This window comes from Catellatospora vulcania (assembly GCF_009720385.1).
Classification (GTDB): Bacteria; Actinomycetota; Actinomycetes; order Mycobacteriales; family Micromonosporaceae; genus Catellatospora; species Catellatospora vulcania.
In genome coordinates, this window is record NZ_WARX01000020.1 from 58,901 (window position 1) to 76,367 (window position 17,467).

Sequence of the window (17,467 nt, forward strand, 5' to 3'; positions counted from 1 at the left end):
CCCCCCACCTCCCCCGTCGATCATGAACTTATGGCACGGCTCGACGGCGTGTCATGGACACAAGTTCATGATCGACGGGATCCGGCGGGGCGCTCCGCGGCTCTGACCGGTGGGATCGATGTGAAAGGGCGGGCGTCCTGTGACAGGACGCCCGCCCGACCCGTACGGTGCGTCAGCGGGTGACGAACACCGCCACGGTACGGCCCGGCACCGTGAACGCGCCCGCCGAAGGCGCGTACGCGGACTGCCGCACCAGCGGGTCCACCGAGGCGGCCAGCACCGGGTGCAGGCCGAGCCGCGCGTTCTTCAGGGACGCGACCGTCTGCGTGGTGCTCGACGTCGTGGCGTTGAAGACCACGACCGCCGTCTTGCCGTCCTTCTTGATCACCATGGTGATCACGCCCGGCGTCTCGGCCGCCCCGGACAGCGGGAACGACACCGCCTGCTGCACCTCGGCCTGCGTACGCAGGGAGAACAGCGGGCTCGACGTGCGGACCCGCAGCAGTTCCGCGAACCGGTCCCCGGCGAGGTTGATCGCCTCGCACGAGGGCACCATGGCCGGATCGGCCAGCAGCGGCTTGGCGTACGCCCACTTGCTCTCGTTGTCGGCGGCCTGAGGCAGGCCGAGACCGAAGCCGTTGCCTGTCGCGCAGTCCCAGCGGATGGCGTTGAACCAGTCGCCGGAGTTGTACGAGTTGCGGTCCAGCGACTTGCTGCGCAGCAGGTCCGAGCCCGCGGTGACGAACCCGGTGCCCTGGCTGAGCAGCACCGTCGACAGCGCCAGCACCTGCATGCGGGCCCGGTCCAGCGCCGGGGTGTCCGCGGGCAGCTTGTACGCCAGCGCGTCGAACAGGATCTCGTTGTCGTGCGCGTCGACGTACGTGACCGCCTCCGCCGGGGCCTTGGTGTACCCGGCCGGGGAGCCGTTGTAGTCCACCTCCGCGCCGCTGACCTGGTTGCCCGCCGAGTCCGTGAAGGTGAACCCGGCCAGGTTGCCGGTCAGGCCGACCTTGATCTGGTCCTGCTGGTGCAGCAGCCGGGCCTTCTGCTCGGCGGCCGTGCCGTTGGCGGCGTCCCCGTTCGGGTCGGTGAACAGCCCGGACGCGAAGCCCTGGAGACGCGGGTTGTCGTCGAACGGCCCGCCGCCGCGTACGGCGTCACGCAGCCGGTCGTTGAACGTGGCGATGCCGGTGCCGGCCATGTTGGCCTGCGTGGCCTGCTCGAACCGGGCGTCGTTCGCGACCTCGCCGAAGTTCCAGCCCTCGCCGTAGAGCAGGATCGCCTTGCCGTCGACCCCGTCCTCGGCCAGGGTCAGCTTGTCCAGCGCCGCCCGCACGTCGAGCAGGTTCTGCTTCGGGTGGTGGCCCATCAGGTCGAACCGGAACCCGTCCACCCGGTACGTCTTCGCCCAGGTGACCAGCGAGTCGACCACCAGCTTGCCCATCATCGCGTTTTCGGGCGCGGTGTTGGCGCAGCAGGTGGAGTTGGCCACCGTGCCGTCCTCGAGCAGCCGCTGGTAGTAGCCGGGCACGATCCGGTCCAGCACCGACTTCGGGTCGTCCCCGGCGGCCGAGGTGTGGTTGTAGACCACGTCCAGCACCACCCGCAGCCCGGCCCGGTGGATGCCGTCCACCATGGACTGGAACTCGACGTTGCGGGCCCTGCCCTCGGGGTCGGTGGCGTAACCACCCTCGGGCACCGTGTAGTGCAGCGGGTCGTAGCCCCAGTTGTAGCCGTCGGTGGCGGCGACCCCGGCCACGCACTCCTGCTGCTGGGACGAGTCCCGGGGCAGCGACGGCAGGTCGCAGGCGGGCTGCTGCTGGTCGGTCCGCTGCTCGGGGATCGTCGCGAAGTCGAACACCGGCAGCAGGTGCAGGTGCGAGACCCCGGCGTCGGCCAGCGACTTCAGGTGCCGCATGCCCGCGGTCTGCGGGTCGGTGAAGGCGGCGTACGTACCCCGCCTGTCCTGCGGCACCGTCGTGTCCGCGACGGAGAAGTCGCGCACGGACAGCTCCTGGATCTGCGCCCGGCCCGTGTAGGACGGGGCCTTCACGGCCGCGCCGGGCAGTTTGGCCAGGTCGACGAGCTGGCTGTGGGTCGAGTTCGCCGACAGCGCGACCGCGTACGGGTCGGTCACCGACGCGGTGACGACCTGCCCCTTGGCGGGCTGCCACACGCTGACCTGGAACCGGTAGTACTTACCGGTCCAGTCGCCGGACCCGGTGACCTTCCAGACGCCGGTGGCGTCGTCGCGGAGCATGGAAACGGTCTGCGGCGTCGCCGACGGGCTGTCGAACAGCTGCAGCTTGACGTCCTTCGCGGTCGGGGCCCACAGCGCCAGGCTCGGCCTGCCCTTGGCGAACACGGGGCCGAGCACCGACTTGGCTGCGGCCGAGTACACGTCGTCGAGCACGCCCGGGATCTGCACCCCGGTCGCCGACAGCAGCTTGCCCTCGTGGTCGCTCTCGGTGACCACGAGCTGCCCGCGCAGCGCGTTCTTGATGCTCGCCAGGGAGGCGTTCACGTCGAACGCGCCGTACGCCCACAGATGCGGGAACTTCTGGCGCTGCGCCTCGGACAGGCCGCCCGACGCGTTGAGCCGGATCTTCGTGAAGTCGCCGGCCAGCGCGCCGTCCACCACGGACAGTCCGCCGTTCGGGGCCACGACCAGGTCGTACACCTTGCCGTCGGGGTCCTTCTTGTTCCAGGCGATGGTCCCGCGGTCCAGCCACTGCGCGGACGACCTGGTCAGGTCGATGTCCAGCGCCGCGCCCTTGACCGACGGCCGCAGGTAGGCCTGCTGACCGGACAGGATCCAGGCCTCGTTGCCGAACGTCGCGAAGTTCAGCCGCTGGTCGGTCGGCAGGTCCTTCTCGTCGCCCTTGTGGATGATGTAGTTCACCCCGGTCGCGCCGTCGACCAGCGGGATCCGCCAGTACGCGCCGAAGGAGTCCGTGCCGGTAGGCAGCATCGGGCTGCCCCACTCGACCGGGTTGGCGTTACCGTCCCACAGGTGCAGGCCCCAGCCGTCGTAGTTCCCGTCGGCCCTGCGCAGATGCAGCACCGCGGTGTGCTCGGCGGCCGCCCGGCTCGGGTGCACGGTCCCGTCCCCGGACGCGATCCACGCCTCGCCCAGGCCCATGTCCATGGCGAGGTCGGCGTTCGGGTCCTTCTCATCGCCGCGGTGCACGATGAAGTTGACCGGCTTGGCAGCATCACCGACGGGCACACTCCAGTGTGCGCCGAAAGCGTCCGTGCCGTCCGGCTGGCGTGGGGCGGACCAATCGGTGCCCGCTCCGGCGGCCAGGCCGTCGCCCCACAGGTGCAGGCCCCAGCCTGCGTAGTTCCCGTCGGTGCGGCGGTAGTGCATGTCGACCTTGCCGGTCGCCGCGGCACGGGAGGTGTAGACCGCCGCGTCGCCGGACTTCAGCCAGATCTCGCCGACCCGGCTCGGGTCCACGCTGCGATCGGCGTCGACGTCCTTGTTCCCGGAGCCGTCGACCACCAGGAAGCCGACATTGGTCGCGCCCGGCTTGACCTTCACCCAGGCGAACCGGCCGTAGGAGTCCTGTCCGGCGAACGGCTGGCCCTGCGGCCACGGGTGCTGCATCGAGCCGTCGATGTCGCCCCAGGTGTAGAGGCCCCACGGATCGTAGGCGCCGTCGCCGCGCTGGTAGTGCACCAGCACGTACTCGCGCTGCGCGGCCTGGGCCGGCGAGGCCACCGTGATGGCGCTGGTCGTCGACGCGGTGCGGCCCGCGCCGTCGCGTGCGACGGCCTTGTAGGCGACGGTCGTGCCACCGGCCAGACCGGTCAGGTCGTGGTACACGGTGTGCTCGCCGACGGCATTCGACGTGCCGAGCAGCTTCCATGGTCCGTCGCCGACCTGCGCCGCGAAGGTGACCGTGGCCAGGGGGTCACCGGTGACGCGCGCGGTGACGGCGGCCCGGGTGGCCACCTTCGCGCCCGCAGCCGGGGCGGTGATGGCGATCTGCGGGTCACCCGCGCTCGGCAGGGCCCGGTCGGCGCGCAGCACGACGCTGGACAGCGCGGGCACCGTGATGGTGGCCTTGCCGTCCGCGCCCGCCGTCGCACCCGTGCCCGCGGCCGGGTAGAGCTGCCCGAACGCAGCTCCCGCCGTCGCGGTGTCCACGGTGACGGTCTTCGGGCCGGTGCCGCTGTTCGACGCCACCAGGTATTCCGTGCGCTGCGCCGGGTCGATGCGGGAGAACGCGAACACGCCGTCACCGGCGTACCGGGTCACCTGCACGCCGTCGCGCAGCGCCGGGTGCGCCTGGCGCAGCGCGCCCAGCTCGGCGATCGCGCGGTACAGCGGGTGCGCGGTGTCGAATTGGTCGGACGCGTGGGTGCGGTCGGTGCCGAGCAGGTCGTCGTCGAGGTAGTCGGCGACCTGGCTGGCGAACATGTCCTGCCGGGAGTCCTTGTCCCCGCCGTTGCCCGTGAAGCCCTGCTCGTCACCGGAGTAGACGACGGGCTGCCCGCGGGTCAGGAACATCAGCTCGTGCGCGAGCTTGTCGCGCTGCAGCGCGGACTCGGCGTCGGCCCCGCTGTTCCTGATGAAGGTGCCGATACGGCCCATGTCGTGGTTGCCGAGGAAGGTCGGCAGGGTGGACGCGTCGGTGCCGGGCGAGGTGTACATGCCGTCGGCGGCGTACAGGTCGGCCAGGCCCTGGCCGGAGCCGCCGGTGACGAAGCCCTGCGCGGCGGCCTGGAAGCCGAAGTCCAGCGTGGCCTGCAGGCGGCCCTGGCGCACGTAGCTCGACATGATGCTCGGGTCGGCCGAGTAGACCTCGCCGAACATGAAGAAGTCGGGCTTGCCGGCCTTGCGGGCGTTGACCGCGATGCCCTGGCTGAACTGCGGCCAGAACTCCATGTTCACGTGCTTGGCGGTGTCCAGCCGGAAGCCGTCCACGCCGGTGGAGGAGATCCAGTCCGAGTACACCTTGGTCATGCCGCGGACCACCTCGGGCCGCTCGGTCCACAGGTCGTCCAGCCCGAAGAAGTCGCCGTAGGTGCTGTTCTCGCCGGAGAAGGTGGAGTCGCCCCGGTTGTGGTACATCGTCGGGTCGTTCAGCCACGCGGGCGTCTTCGCCTTCGCGTCGGCAGAACTCTTGAAGACCGGGGTGTACGGCATCGACGTGCCGTTCGTCTTCGGGAACCCGTTACGCCCGTCGGCATAGTTGACGTCCTCGAACGCCCGCCCCTGCGCGTCGGTGTACGGGCTGGTCTTCTTGTCCACGTACGAGTACTGGTTCTCCTCGTACGCGATGACGTCGGCGGTGTGGTTCACGATGACGTCGAGGTAGATCTTGATGCCGCGCTGGTGCGCGAGCTTGACCAGCTTCTTCAGCTCGGCGTTGGTGCCGAAGTGCGGGTCGACCTGGGTGAAGTCGGTGATCCAGTAGCCGTGGTAGCCGGCCGACGCGTCCGCGCCCGTGCCCTGCACCGGGCGGTTCTGGAACACCGGCGCGAGCCAGATCGCCGTGGTGCCCAGGCCTTCGACGTAGTCCAGCTTGTCGATCAGGCCGGCCAGGTCACCGCCGTGGTAGAAGCCCTTGTCGGTCTTGTCCAGGCCGGTCTTCAGCCGGTCGCCGGACAGGCCGCCCCGGTCGTTGCGGGAGTCGCCGTTGGCGAAGCGGTCCGGCAGCACGAAGTAGAACTGCTCCGCCCTGCGCCGCGACGCCCCGGCCGCGGCCAGGGCCGCCTCCGCGGGCTCGTCGGCCCAGTAGGTGTCACCGGCCTCGACCCACTGCGCCGGCCCGCCGCCGGTCAGCGCACGGACCACCACGAACGGGGCCGCGGCCAGCACCACCGCCAGCAGTCCGATGAGGAGGGTCCGGGTGTTTCTCAAGTCTTTGCGAAGTGCCGTGCGCACGAGGGCGCGTAGGGCTGCCATGGGCCTTCTCCGGGAGGGTGAAGTGTCGGGGGCGTCACACGAGCAACAGCCGCAACATACGGGTAACTGAAATGTTTCCGCAAGCCCTTGCAATCCTTGACGTGTAGACAGCAGCGACCTGAAAGATCGCCGCTCGCCCCGCCCGTTCGTGGTCCTCCGGAAGCAGGGCCACCCTTGCCACATGTCGGGTATTAGCTATCAAATGGTCCTAATCGGTCGCCACACCTCCGCGACCGCTTACGGAAGGTGGATCCCATGGATGCCATCACCGAACTGCTGACCAGCATCAACGACCTGCTGGCCAGCCTGATCTCCATCGTGCTCGGCGGCGGCGCACCCGGCCTGCCTGTCGACCCGAGCCTCCCGCCCATCCCCGGCCTGCCCGAACTCCCCGTCCCCGGCCTTCCGCCCCTGCCCCCGGTCCCCTGAACCCGGGCAGAAGGAAGGGCACCTTCTAACGCTCCGCGTTAAAGAAGGGGCCCTTCCTTACTCACTCGCCCTTTCGGGCCTGCTCAGCAGCCGTCAGACCACCGGGCCGGACACTGCCACGTCCTCAGAGGACGTCGTGGCCGGGGTGGTCGGCGTTGCCGACGTCGACCCGGCGCGGCTCGCTCGGGATGACGCCCAGCTTGCCGGCCTGATAGTCCTCGAACGCCTGGATCAGCTCGGCCTTGGTGTTCATCACGAACGGGCCGTACGCCATCACCGGCTCGCGGATCGGCTGCCCGCCCAGGATCAGCACGTCCATGCCCGCCGCGTTGCGGCTCTCCTGCGACGCGTCAGCCTCGATGGTGATCACGTCACCGGCCCCGAACACGGCCAGGTTGCCCAGCTTCACCGGCCGCCTGTCCGCGCCGACCGAGCCCGATCCGGCCAGCGTGTACACCAGCGCGTTGAAGTCCGGCCGCCACGGCAGCCGCAGCTGCGCCCCCGGCGCGAGGGTGGCGTGCACCAGCGCGATCGGGGTGTGCGTGACACCCGGCCCCGGGTGCCCGGCCACGTCACCGGCGATGACGCGCAGCAGCACGCCACCGTCCGGCGAGCTCAGCAGCGACACCTGGCCGGCCCGGATGTCCTGGTAGCGGGGCGCCGACATCTTCATCTTCGCGGGCAGGTTGACCCACAGCTGGAAGCCGTGGAACAGGCCGCCCGACATCACCAGCTCCTCCGGCGGAGCCTCGATGTGCAGCAGACCACTGCCGGCGGTCATCCACTGGGTGTCGCCGTCCGAGATCAGGCCCCCGCCACCGTGCGAGTCCTGGTGCCGGAAGATGCCGTCGAGCAGGTAGGTGACGGTCTCGAAGCCCCGGTGCGGGTGCCACGGGGTGCCCTTCGGCTCACCCGGCGCGTACTCGACCTCGCCCATCTGGTCCATGTGAATGAATGGGTCCAGGGCCTTCAGGTCCACGCCCGCGAACGCGCGGCGCACCGGGAACCCCTCCCCCTCGAACCCCGACGGCGCGGCGGTCACCGACGTGACCTTCCGCTCGACCGCGGCCTCACCCGGCGTGGGCACCCGGGGCAGCACCAACAGGTCATCGACGGTAACGGCAGGCATGACGCCCTCCTCTGTACTGGCTCTTACTCCCCTGACACGATAGTTGAACAGTCAACGATCCACCAACATTCCCCCGACCCGGCCGCCACCCCCTCCGCGTTGATCATGAACTTGTGGGCAGGTTCGACGGCGTGTCGCTGCCACAACTTCATGATCACCATCGCGGCCTGGGTGACCTGCTCGTGGTGCGCACTGCGGGTCACGTGACGGGCGCGGAGGTGCTGGGCACCATCGAGTACGGCGTGGACGTGCTGGACTGCCCGATGGTGGTGGTGCTCGGTCATGACTCGTGCGGCGCGGTGGGCGCGGCGTGCGCCGCGCTAGAGGACGGGATCGCGCCGACCGGCTACGTCCGCGACGTCATCGAGCGTGTGACGCCCAGCGTGCTCGCGGCCCGAGCCGCAGGCCGCGTAGAGCCCGACGAGATCCTGGCTGAGCATATAAGGCACCCGGTCGATCTGCTTCTGGACCGCTCTTGGGTGCTCGCCGAACGGGTCGAAGCCGGCCAGGCAGCCGTCATGGGTATGTGTTACCGGCTGGCCGACGGCAGTGCCCAGGTGGTAGCAGCCCGCGGCCTCGACGTCACGGCTGACTTCGCGCTGTGACCTGACCGGCCTGGTGAGGGCGGTTTGGTTGGGCCAAGCACGAGGTCGTGCAGTCGCACGCGCACCCCGTAAGCATGTGCCACGGCTCTCGACCGACCCCTGCCTTCGTCATCGGGCCGAGATCACCACTCATGGCGCCGAGGCGTGCCGCGCCGTCGAACAGGCCGACGACGAGGCTGAGCGGGGTAACCATCTCGCGTGACGGGTATCGGCGCACGCCGCCCAGGGTGAACGTCAGCCGCTGGCAGCGCTGAGTTCATCGAATACCCGCAGACTCGCAGCACCCGGTCCACCTGGCCGTGCCGGATGACGGCGGTCGCTTGGCTATGAAGCCGACGGATGCGAAGCGCTGCTTGAGTATCGGTACCGTGCGATCTGTGCCGCAGGGCACGCCTGACGGACCGGTCGGGGGCGCATCCCGGCGAGATCACTTCAACGGCTGGGCGGCGGCGGGTTTTGCGCATTGGTCGATCAAGGGAACGCCCGGCGTGAGATGGTGATCCCTGTCCGGGATCGTGGACTGATCACGCTTGAGGTCCATGCCCGTCGAACGGGAAGAGACCGTTGTGAAGATCGGCGTCCATCTGGGAAACTATGGGGCCTCGGCGTCCGCGGGCTCGATCGCGGCCTTCGCCGTTCGGGCCGAGGAGCTCGGCTTCGACTCGGTCTGGGTCTCCGACCACATCGCAATCCCGCCCGAGATCGCCTCGGCGTATCCTTCCGCGCTGCCGACGGACTCGTTCACCTCGGACAATGCACGCAATTTTTGGGAGGCGTTCGCCGTGCTCGCGTTCGTGGCGGGCATGACCCGACGGGTCGAGCTCGGGACGTCGGTGATCGCCCTGCCATTGCGCCCGCCGCTGCTGATCGCCAAGCAGTGGGCGACGCTCGACGCCCTGTCGGGCGGACGGGCCATTCTGGGCGTCAGTGTGGGTTGGCTGCGTGAGGAGTTCGACGCCCTCGGCTTCGGCGCGCTGTTCGACCAGCGCGGCCCCGCCTCGGACGAGGCGATCAGGATCCTGAGGTCCGCCTGGACGGTGGAAGGTGCCGCCGGGTTCCAGGGTGAGGTGTACCGCTTCGAGCCGGTGCTGATGGAGCCGAAGCCCGCGCGTGCCGGCGGCGTGCCGATCTGGATCGGCGGCCAGGGCAGGCGTGCGATCCGGCGTGCCGCCGAACTCGGCGATGGGTGGCAGCCGTTCCGCGTCGCCGCTGCTGAGCTCGCCGGCCATCTCGCTTACCTGCGCGAGCAGCTCGACCGGTATGGGCGGCGCCGGGAGGACGTCACGGTGTCGGTGAACCTGGTGGCCTATCCGCCTGGCAGCGGCCCTGATGAGCAGGCCGCTGAGTGGGAGCTGGCCGGCGACGCGGAATTGTGCGCCGAGAAGCTTCGACGCTACGAGCGGGCCGGGGTCGGGCACTTTCTGGTCAACCACGCGCCGGGCCTGTCGACGGCGGCGACGCTGGAGGCATACGAGTTCGTCGCGCGCGATGTGCGGCCCCTGGTCGAGGCGCGATGACGCGGACGCCGCGGCGTATCACGGCGTTCACCAACGCAGCGTGCTCGAGGGCTCCGCGTAGGCGAAGCGGTTAGGGAGGTCATCCGGCGGGTCCGCCCGCGCTTTCGTGAGAAGGCGCGGGCGGGCCGGGTCGGGCTTGCTGGCGGTCGTTCAGATTTCGACGACGCCGCCGTCGGCGACGAGGTCGAAGCCTGTGGTGTAGCTGCTTTCGTCCGAGGCCAGATAGTAGATGGCACTGGCCATCTCCTCGGGCCGTCCCAGGCGGCCCATCGGGATGATCGACTTGAACAGGTCCAGGCCCGCTGCGAGTTCTGCCTCGCTGGCGAACTGGCTGTCCATGATCGGAGTTTCGATAACGCCGGGGCTCACCACGTTGACGCGGATGCCGCGACCCTTGAGTTCCGCCGCCCACGTGCGGGCGTAGGAGCGCATGGCGGCCTTCGTCGCGGCGTAGGCGCCGTAGCCCGGGAAGCCCTTGACGCTCATTCCCGACGACACCAGCACGATGCTGCCGCCCTTGCCCATCAGCGGAAGGGCCTTCTGGACCGTGAAGTAGGTCCCGCGGGCGTTCACGTTGAAGATCTTGTCGAAGTGCTCCGGTGTGGCCTGGTCGGTCGGCTTCACTTCGACGATGCCGGCGTTGGCGACCACGATGTCGAGTTGTCCCTTCTCGGCCTTGACCGTCTGGTAGAGGCGGTCGAGGTCGTCGAGGTCGGCGATGTCTCCCTGTACGGTCGCGACGTTGCGCCCGATCTGGGCCTTCGCCTTCTCGAGTTCGGCCGGCCGGCGGCCCGTGATGAAGACGAACGCGCCCTCTTCCACCAGGCGCTGGGCGGCCGCGAGGCCGATGCCGGTGCTGCCACCGGTGACCAGCGCGGTCTTTCCGTCGAGCTTGGCGCTCATGGACTATCTCCTTGCGGCTGAGACTTTCGCGTGCCCCGGGTCGCCTGTGCGGTGACGGGGTGGTCGCTGGTACCGGCGGCTGGGTCGCTCTCGCCGTCCGCCGTTCTGTACCGCTCCGTCAAAAACGCTACACGGTTCTGTACCGGTCTGCCAATAACTCGGTTACTAGTTCTGTAACGCTCGGTCAAAATGACGTAGGATGGGCGCCATGGCCAGGCCACGCAGCTTCGATGAGCAGGAGGTCCTCGACGCCGCCGTCCGGCAGTTCCGCAGGAGCGGCTTCGCGGGCACGAGCCTCGAAGACATCTCGACCGCGACCGGGCTGGGGCGCGGAAGCCTGTACGCCTCCTTCGGCGACAAGCACGCCCTGTTCATCAAGGCCCTCACCGAGTATGCGCGTCAGGCCCTCGCCCAGGTGAGTGATCTCCTCGCCGGGCCCGACGACACCGCCGCGGACCGGCTGCAGGCCTTTCTCGCCAGCGGCGCTCGGTTCGTGCTGGACGACGCCGACCGGCTCGGCTGCATGGCCGGCAAGTTCGCCCACGAAGTCGGCAACCAGGACGACGAGGCACGAACGATCATTCGGGCAGTCTTCGTAGATCAGCAGCGATTACTGCGCGACTGCGTCGCCGCCGCCCAACGCAATGGCGATCTCGACCCGAACACCGACCCCCACACCATCAGCGTAATGATCTTGACGCTGAACCGCGGTTTCGACGTAATGGCCAAGGGTGGCCTCGGCCGCGCGGACCTCGACGCTGCAGCGGCGCAGGCCTTTGCGGGCCTTCCGCTGACCACTTCCTACCGAACACGCCGCCAACGGCGCTAGCCGGTTAAGCACAACCCGCCGCACCGCGCTCATGCCCCGCAAGTCAACGGGTATGCGCAGGTCAACCCGGGTGTTACGGTGATCGGGTCCAGCGCCCGGGCCGAGTGCGAGCCGGGTTATCGGTTCGATCAGTGCCCGACCGGACCCTTCATCGCGTTCATCGCGCAGTTTCCAGCCGTCCGCCACATCAAGCCAGCCGGGACGCGGTCCGGGCCCGGCGCCAATCGCGGAGTGATCATCATGGGCAAACTGACAGGGCGAGTAGCGGTCGTCACCGGCGCCTCGAAGGGCATCGGAGCCGCGATCGCGAAGTCGCTGGCGCGAGAAGGCGCTTCAGTGGTTGTCAACTACTCCTCCAGCAAAGCGGGAGCAGAAGCCACCGTCGCGGCGATCACCGACGCCGGCGGGCAGGCGATGGCCGTCGCCGCGGACGTCACCAGCGCCGAGCAGGCTGAGCACCTCATCGAGGTGGCGGTGGAGAAGTACGGCCGCTTGGACGTGCTCGTCAACAACTCCGGCGTATGGGAGTTCGGGCCGATCGAGGACATCACCGAGGAGAAGTTCCACTGGATGTTCAACATCAACGTGCTGGGCAACCTGCTGACCACGCGGGCCGCGGTCAAGCATCTGAGCGAGGGCGGCAGCATCATCAACATCGGGTCGGGCGTCAGCCGCATCACTCCCGCCCAGAGCGCGATCTACAGCGCGACGAAGGCCGCAGTCGACGCGATCACCGGCGTGCTGTCCAAGGAACTGGGCTCCCGGCAGATCCGCGTCAACTCCGTCAATCCCGGCCTGGTTGAGACCGAGGGCTATCAGAGCACCGGAGTGCAGGGCTCGGACCTCGAGACCGATCTCGTCCGGCAGACGCCGTTGGGTCGGGCTGGGCGGCCCGAGGACATCGCGTCCATCGCGGTCTTCCTCGCCGGCGACGACTCGGCCTGGCTGACAGGCGAGCAGCTCATCGCCTCAGGTGGCCTGCGCTGATCTTTTGTTACACCGGCACATCGAGTTTGCCAAACGCGGCGAGGCCACGTCTGGGAAGCAGCGCGAGCGGTTCCGCCTGCGGTCCGCCGACGGAGGCGACGTGTCCGAGCGCGAGCAGAGGGGCCGCCATGACCGGCATTAACGAACTGACTGAGCGCAACGCCGAATTCGCGGCCAGCCGGTTCATCGCCGACCTGACCATCAACCCACCGGAATCCTGATGGTCATCGGTAGCGTCGACCCGCGCGTAGACCCGACCTACATCCTCGGGCTGCAGCAGGGTGAGGCTGCCGTCATCCGAAACGTGGGAGGCCGGATCACTCCGGCCACGCTGCGCACGATGGCTATGCTCGGCAAGGTCGGGCAGGCCAACGCCGGTAGCCGCCGCGCGGGCGACTGGAATCTGGCCATTGCATCACACCGACTGCGACATGACGGACCTGTCTGCGTTCCCGGACCTGCTCGCCGCATACTTCGAGATCCCGTTGGGCGAACTCGAGGGCAAAGCCGTCAGCGACCCCATCGCATCCGTAAACGTCGATGTTGACGTCGTCCGGCGCGCGATCCAGGCCCCCGCGTACCTGGTGACAGGGCTTGTATGACGTCCACACCGGAACAGTCGAGACTGCCGCCGGGCCCTTCACACTTCGCGCCGAGTAGACGCCCAGGACCCCTTCGCCCAACCCCGACAGGCCAGCCATCGTTGCTGGCGAGGGTCTCGCGGGTCGACCACGCGTCGGTGATGTCGCTTGCGACATCGGGGAGCAGTCGCGGGAAAGCACGGGACCATGGGCGTCGGGGCGTGGTCGGCGGACGTTCCGCGTACAGCTGGCGGGCCAGGCCCGACCCTCGAGACCGACTGATCCGCGCCCTGCCCTCATGGCTGCTACCCGAAGACCTGCAGCTGTTTACCTTGCGCCGTGCTCGCCCTGCCGTCCCACCGCGCGCAAGCGCCGCAAGCGCCGCAAGCACAACCACAAGCGGCCGGCGGGCAGCCGGCGGCCGGCTGTGCCGGTCGGCGCAGAGCCTTAACAAGGAGGGCACCTTCTACATCGAAAAGCGATAAGAAGGTGCCCTTCCTTCGGAGCGGTCAGGCGGAGGCGGGGCGGGTGTGGTCGGTGGCCATGCGGATGGCGAGGGCGCCGAGGACGGTGCCCATCAGGTAGCGCTGGGCGCGGAGCCACACCGGGCGGCCGGAGAGGAAGCCCGCGATCGTGCCCGCGGCCAGCGCGATCAGCCCGTTGACGGTGACGGCGACGATGATCTGCACCGCGCCGAGCAGGAATCCCTGCGCCAGCACGTGCCCGGCCTCCGGCTGGATGAACTGGGGGATCAGCGAGAGGTACATGATGGCGATCTTCGGGTTGAGCAGGCTGGTGACCAGCCCCATCGTGAACAGCCGCCGGTTCGAATCCGGTGGCAGCACCGTCGGCTCGAACACCGACAGACCGCCCGGCCGCAGGGCTTTGAAAGCCAACCAGCCGAGGTATCCCGCACCGGCGAGCTTGACCGCGAGGTAGAGCGACGGCACTGCCACGAACAGCGCCGAGAGCCCCAGGTTCGTGGCGGTCAGGTAGACGAGGAAGCCCGCCGCGACCCCGGCCAGCGAGATCAGCCCCGCCCGCCGCCCCTGGGTGATGCTGCGCGACACCAGGTACATCATGTTCGGCCCCGGGGTGAGCACCATGGCCAGCGCCACCGCGAACACCCCGAGAACCGCGCCCGAAGAGATCATGACCCGACCGTCCCACCCCCACCCGGCCACGGTGAAGCACCAATCCTCACCATGTGGCCCCAACGGGTCAGCGCAGATCGATCATGAAGTCAGGGCAGCGACACGCCGTCGAACCTGCCCGTAAGTTCATGATCAACGCGAACTGCGCTGGGCGTCAGGAGGCCTCGACCAGGACGAATTCGAGGCGGTTGGCGTGGGGGTCTTCGGTGTGGAAGCGGCGGATGCCGGGGACCTCGTCGTTGCCCCAGGTGACGGGATAGCCGGCGGCGCTGAGGCGGGCGGCGAGGGTGTCGAGGTCGGGGCGGAGGAGGGCGGGGTGGGCCTTGCGGGCGGGGTGGAAGTCGTCTTCGACGCCGAGGTGCAGCTCACTGCCGTACTCGTCGATGAACCAGCAGCCGCCGCGTACCGCGAGCGCCGGGGGTTTGGGTTTCTCGGTCATGCCGAGGACGCCGACGTAGAAGCCGCGCAGCACGTCCTCGCTGCCCCGCGGGCAGGCGACCTGTACGTGGTGAATCACATCCCGGAGTCTGGCACGGACTTGCGCGGCAAACAAGACGGACGTACGGTTTGAGTGACGGCGACGTTGCCAGTAAGCCTTGCCTTACCTGGTCGCGCGCCAGCCTCTGCGAAAGACTTCAGGTTGTAACAGACCCGCTGTGAAGGAGTACGACGTGGCGAGCCTCGACACGTTCGGTGCCAAGAGTGAGCTGCGCGTCGGTGACGCGGGCTACGAGATCTTCCAGATCAACAAGGTGGAGGGCCACGAGCGGCTGCCCTTCAGCTTGAAGATCCTGCTGGAGAACCTGCTCCGCACCGAAGACGGCGCCAACATCACCGCCGAACACATCCGCGCGCTGGGTGGTTGGGACCCGACCGCCGAGCCCAGCGTGGAGATCCAGTTCACGCCCGCCCGCGTCCTCATGCAGGACTTCACCGGCGTGCCCTGCGTCGTCGACCTGGCCACCATGCGCGAGGCCGTCCGCGACCTGGGCGGCGACGCCTCCAAGGTCAACCCGCTGGCCCCGGCCGAGCTGGTCATCGACCACTCGGTCATCGCCGACGTGTTCGGCCGCCAGGACGCCTTCGAGCGCAACGTCGAGATCGAGTACGGCCGCAACCAGGAGCGCTACCAGTTCCTGCGCTGGGGCCAGACCGCGTTCAACGAGTTCAAGGTCGTCCCGCCGGGCACCGGCATCGTGCACCAGGTGAACATCGAGCACCTGGCCCGCGTGATCATGCCGCGTAACGGCCAGGCCTACCCGGACACCGTGGTCGGCACCGACTCGCACACCACCATGGTCAACGGCCTGGGCGTGCTGGGCTGGGGCGTCGGCGGCATCGAGGCCGAGGCCGCGATGCTCGGCCAGCCGGTCAGCATGCTGATCCCCAAGGTCGTCGGCTTCAAGCTGTTCGGCGAGCTGCCCTCGGGCGCGACCGCCACCGACCTGGTGCTCACCATCACCCAGCAGCTGCGCAAGCACGGGGTGGTCGGCAAGTTCGTCGAGTTCTACGGCCCGGGCGTGACCACGGTGCCGCTGGCCAACCGGGCCACCATCGGCAACATGAGCCCCGAGTTCGGCTCCACCTGCGCGATCTTCCCGATCGACGCGGAGACCATCGCCTACCTGGAGCTGACCGGCCGCCCGGCCGAGCAGATCGCGCTGGTCGAGGCGTACGCCAAGGAGCAGGGCCTCTGGCACGACCCGTCGATCGAGCCGTCCTACTCCGAGTACCTGGAGCTGGACCTGGCGACCGTGGTGCCGAGCATCGCCGGCCCGAAGCGCCCGCAGGACCGCGTCGAGCTCACCAACGCCAAGACCGCGTTCCGGGCCGTGCTGCCGGACTACGTCGACGACGAGGACGACGACGAGGCGGGCAAGGAAAGCTTCCCGGCTTCGGACTCCCCGGCGCAGAGCGTGACCCGGGCCAGCAAGCCGACGCCGGTCACCGCCGCCGACGGCACGACGTACCAGCTCGACCACGGCGCGGTCGTGATCGCCTCGATCACCTCCTGCACCAACACGTCGAACCCGCAGGTCATGCTGGGCGCGGCGCTGCTGGCGAAGAAGGCCGTCGAGCGGGGCCTGCGCGCCAAGCCGTGGGTGAAGACCACCCTGGCGCCCGGCTCCAAGGTCGTCATGGACTACTACCACAAGGCCGAACTCGTGCCGTACCTGGAGAAGCTCGGCTTCCACCTGGTCGGCTACGGCTGCGTGACCTGCATCGGCAACTCCGGCCCGCTGCCGGAGGAGATCAGCGCCGCGGTCAACGAGGCCGACCTCGCGGTCGTGTCGGTGCTGTCCGGCAACCGCAACTTCGAGGGCCGGATCAACCCCGACGTCAAGATGAACTACCTGGCGTCCCCGCCGCTGGTCGTGGCGTACGCCATCGCCGGCACCATGGACATCGACCTGTCCAGCGAAGCGCTCGGCGTCGACGCCGACGGGCAGCCGGTGTACCTGCGCGACATCTGGCCGACCCCGGCCGAGGTGCAGGACACCATCAACAAGTCGATCTCGGCGGAGATGTTCACCAAGGACTACGCCGACGTGTTCGCGGGCGACGAGCGCTGGCAGGGCCTGTCGACGCCGACCGGCGACACGTTCGCCTGGGCCGGTGACTCGACCTACGTGCGCAAGCCCCCGTACTTCGAGGGCATGGCGGCGCAGCCGGGTCCGGTGAGCGACATCGCGGGCGCCAAGGTGCTGGCGAAGCTGGGCGACTCGGTCACCACCGACCACATCTCCCCCGCCGGCTCCATCAAGGCGGACTCCCCGGCCGGCAAGTACCTGGCCGAGCACGGCGTGGACCGCAAGGACTTCAACTCGTACGGTTCCCGCCGTGGCAACCACGAGGTGATGATCCGGGGCACCTTCGCCAACATCCGCCTGCGCAACCAGATCGCGCCCGGCACCGAGGGCGGCTTCACCCGCGACTTCACCGTCGCGGACGCCCCGGTCAGCACGATCTACGACGCCAGCCAGAACTACCAGGCGGCCGGCATCCCGCTGGTCATCCTGGCGGGCAAGGAGTACGGCTCCGGCTCGTCGCGGGACTGGGCCGCCAAGGGCACCGCGCTGCTGGGCGTCAAGGCCGTCATCGCCGAGTCGTACGAGCGCATCCACCGCTCGAACCTCATCGGCATGGGCGTGCTGCCGCTGCAGTACCCGGCCGGGCAGACCGCCGACTCGCTCGGCCTGACCGGCACCGAGACCTTCACCTTCACCGGCGTGGAGGCCCTGAACGAGGGCACCACCCCGAAGACGGTCAAGGTCACCACCGACACGGGTGTCACCTTCGACGCGGTCGTCCGCATCGACACCCCCGGCGAGGCGGACTACTACCGCCACGGCGGCATCCTGCACTACGTCCTCCGCCGCATGCTCGCCAACTGACGAGCCCCGTCTAGGGACTAA

At 68.9% G+C, this 17,467-nt stretch carries 12 protein-coding genes; 7 read left to right on the plus strand and 5 right to left on the minus strand.

Going from position 1 to position 17,467, the window contains the following annotated elements:
• Positions 1-172: 172 nt before the first annotated feature.
• Positions 173-5,917, minus strand: a complete 5,745-nt coding sequence (pulA, locus tag F6W97_RS33520; protein WP_155374570.1) for a pullulanase-type alpha-1,6-glucosidase — start codon at positions 5,915-5,917, stop codon at positions 173-175.
• A gap of 255 nt (positions 5,918-6,172) precedes the next feature.
• Here pulA and F6W97_RS33525 point away from each other — a divergent pair, with 255 nt between their 5' ends.
• The gene (locus F6W97_RS33525; protein ID WP_155374571.1) at positions 6,173-6,346 is read left to right on the plus strand and encodes a hypothetical protein; all 174 of its coding nucleotides are present in this window, start codon (positions 6,173-6,175) and stop codon (positions 6,344-6,346) included.
• A 124-nt stretch (positions 6,347-6,470) separates the two neighbouring features.
• Here the strand turns inward: F6W97_RS33525 and F6W97_RS33530 are convergent, their stop codons facing one another.
• Positions 6,471-7,475 (minus strand): pirin family protein, encoded by a 1,005-nt coding sequence (locus tag F6W97_RS33530; RefSeq protein ID WP_155374572.1) that lies wholly within the window; start codon positions 7,473-7,475, stop codon positions 6,471-6,473.
• Between the two features lie 113 nt (positions 7,476-7,588).
• On the opposite strand from F6W97_RS33530, the gene F6W97_RS33535 reads away from it, so the two are divergent.
• Together F6W97_RS33535 and F6W97_RS33540 are read left to right on the plus strand one after the other, a co-directional pair.
• The gene (locus tag F6W97_RS33535; RefSeq protein ID WP_155374573.1) at positions 7,589-8,080 is read left to right on the plus strand and encodes a carbonic anhydrase; all 492 of its coding nucleotides are present in this window, start codon (positions 7,589-7,591) and stop codon (positions 8,078-8,080) included.
• A 539-nt stretch (positions 8,081-8,619) separates the two neighbouring features.
• Complete coding sequence (locus F6W97_RS33540) at positions 8,620-9,597, plus strand: TIGR03619 family F420-dependent LLM class oxidoreductase (protein WP_155374574.1); 978 nt, start codon at positions 8,620-8,622, stop codon at positions 9,595-9,597.
• A 150-nt stretch (positions 9,598-9,747) separates the two neighbouring features.
• On the opposite strand, the gene F6W97_RS33545 is transcribed toward F6W97_RS33540, so the two are convergent.
• Positions 9,748-10,500, minus strand: coding sequence for an SDR family NAD(P)-dependent oxidoreductase (locus F6W97_RS33545; RefSeq protein WP_155374575.1), 753 nt, complete (start codon positions 10,498-10,500; stop codon positions 9,748-9,750).
• A 208-nt stretch (positions 10,501-10,708) separates the two neighbouring features.
• On the opposite strand from F6W97_RS33545, the gene F6W97_RS33550 reads away from it, so the two are divergent.
• The 3 genes from F6W97_RS33550 (at position 10,709) to F6W97_RS41070 (ending at position 12,918) form a co-directional block, all read left to right on the plus strand.
• A complete protein-coding gene (locus F6W97_RS33550) occupies positions 10,709-11,329 on the plus strand; it encodes a TetR/AcrR family transcriptional regulator (RefSeq protein ID WP_196279438.1) in 621 nt (206 codons plus the stop codon).
• A gap of 78 nt (positions 11,330-11,407) precedes the next feature.
• Positions 11,408-12,316, plus strand: a complete 909-nt coding sequence (locus F6W97_RS33555; RefSeq protein ID WP_230687198.1) for an SDR family NAD(P)-dependent oxidoreductase — start codon at positions 11,408-11,410, stop codon at positions 12,314-12,316.
• Positions 12,317-12,747: 431 nt separating this feature from the next.
• A complete protein-coding gene (locus F6W97_RS41070; protein ID WP_230687199.1) occupies positions 12,748-12,918 on the plus strand; it encodes a hypothetical protein in 171 nt (56 codons plus the stop codon).
• Between the two features lie 488 nt (positions 12,919-13,406).
• On the opposite strand, the gene F6W97_RS33565 is transcribed toward F6W97_RS41070, so the two are convergent.
• Entirely contained in the window at positions 13,407-14,051 is a 645-nt protein-coding gene (locus F6W97_RS33565) for a LysE family translocator (RefSeq protein ID WP_155374577.1), read from the minus strand.
• Between the two features lie 154 nt (positions 14,052-14,205).
• A complete protein-coding gene (locus F6W97_RS33570; RefSeq protein WP_155374578.1) occupies positions 14,206-14,568 on the minus strand; it encodes a VOC family protein in 363 nt (120 codons plus the stop codon).
• Positions 14,569-14,707: 139 nt separating this feature from the next.
• Between F6W97_RS33570 and acnA the strand changes: the two genes are divergently transcribed.
• Positions 14,708-17,446: an aconitate hydratase AcnA gene (gene acnA / locus F6W97_RS33575; protein WP_155374579.1), complete on the plus strand. Its 2,739-nt coding sequence runs from the start codon at positions 14,708-14,710 to the stop codon at positions 17,444-17,446.
• Positions 17,447-17,467 lie beyond the last annotated feature (21 nt).

Bases quoted from the DNA above. Each gene is read 5' to 3' on its own strand.
- pulA (WP_155374570.1), bottom strand. From the start codon at position 5,917: ATGGCAGCCCTACGCGCCCTCGTGCGCACGGCACTTCGCAAAGACTTG.
- F6W97_RS33525 (WP_155374571.1), top strand. From the start codon at position 6,173: ATGGATGCCATCACCGAACTGCTGACCAGCATCAACGACCTGCTGGCC.
- F6W97_RS33530 (WP_155374572.1), bottom strand. From the start codon at position 7,475: ATGCCTGCCGTTACCGTCGATGACCTGTTGGTGCTGCCCCGGGTGCCC.
- F6W97_RS33540 (WP_155374574.1), top strand. From the start codon at position 8,620: ATGCCCGTCGAACGGGAAGAGACCGTTGTGAAGATCGGCGTCCATCTG.
- F6W97_RS33545 (WP_155374575.1), bottom strand. From the start codon at position 10,500: ATGAGCGCCAAGCTCGACGGAAAGACCGCGCTGGTCACCGGTGGCAGC.
- F6W97_RS33550 (WP_196279438.1), top strand. From the start codon at position 10,709: ATGGCCAGGCCACGCAGCTTCGATGAGCAGGAGGTCCTCGACGCCGCC.
- F6W97_RS41070 (WP_230687199.1), top strand. From the start codon at position 12,748: ATGACGGACCTGTCTGCGTTCCCGGACCTGCTCGCCGCATACTTCGAG.
- F6W97_RS33565 (WP_155374577.1), bottom strand. From the start codon at position 14,051: ATGATCTCTTCGGGCGCGGTTCTCGGGGTGTTCGCGGTGGCGCTGGCC.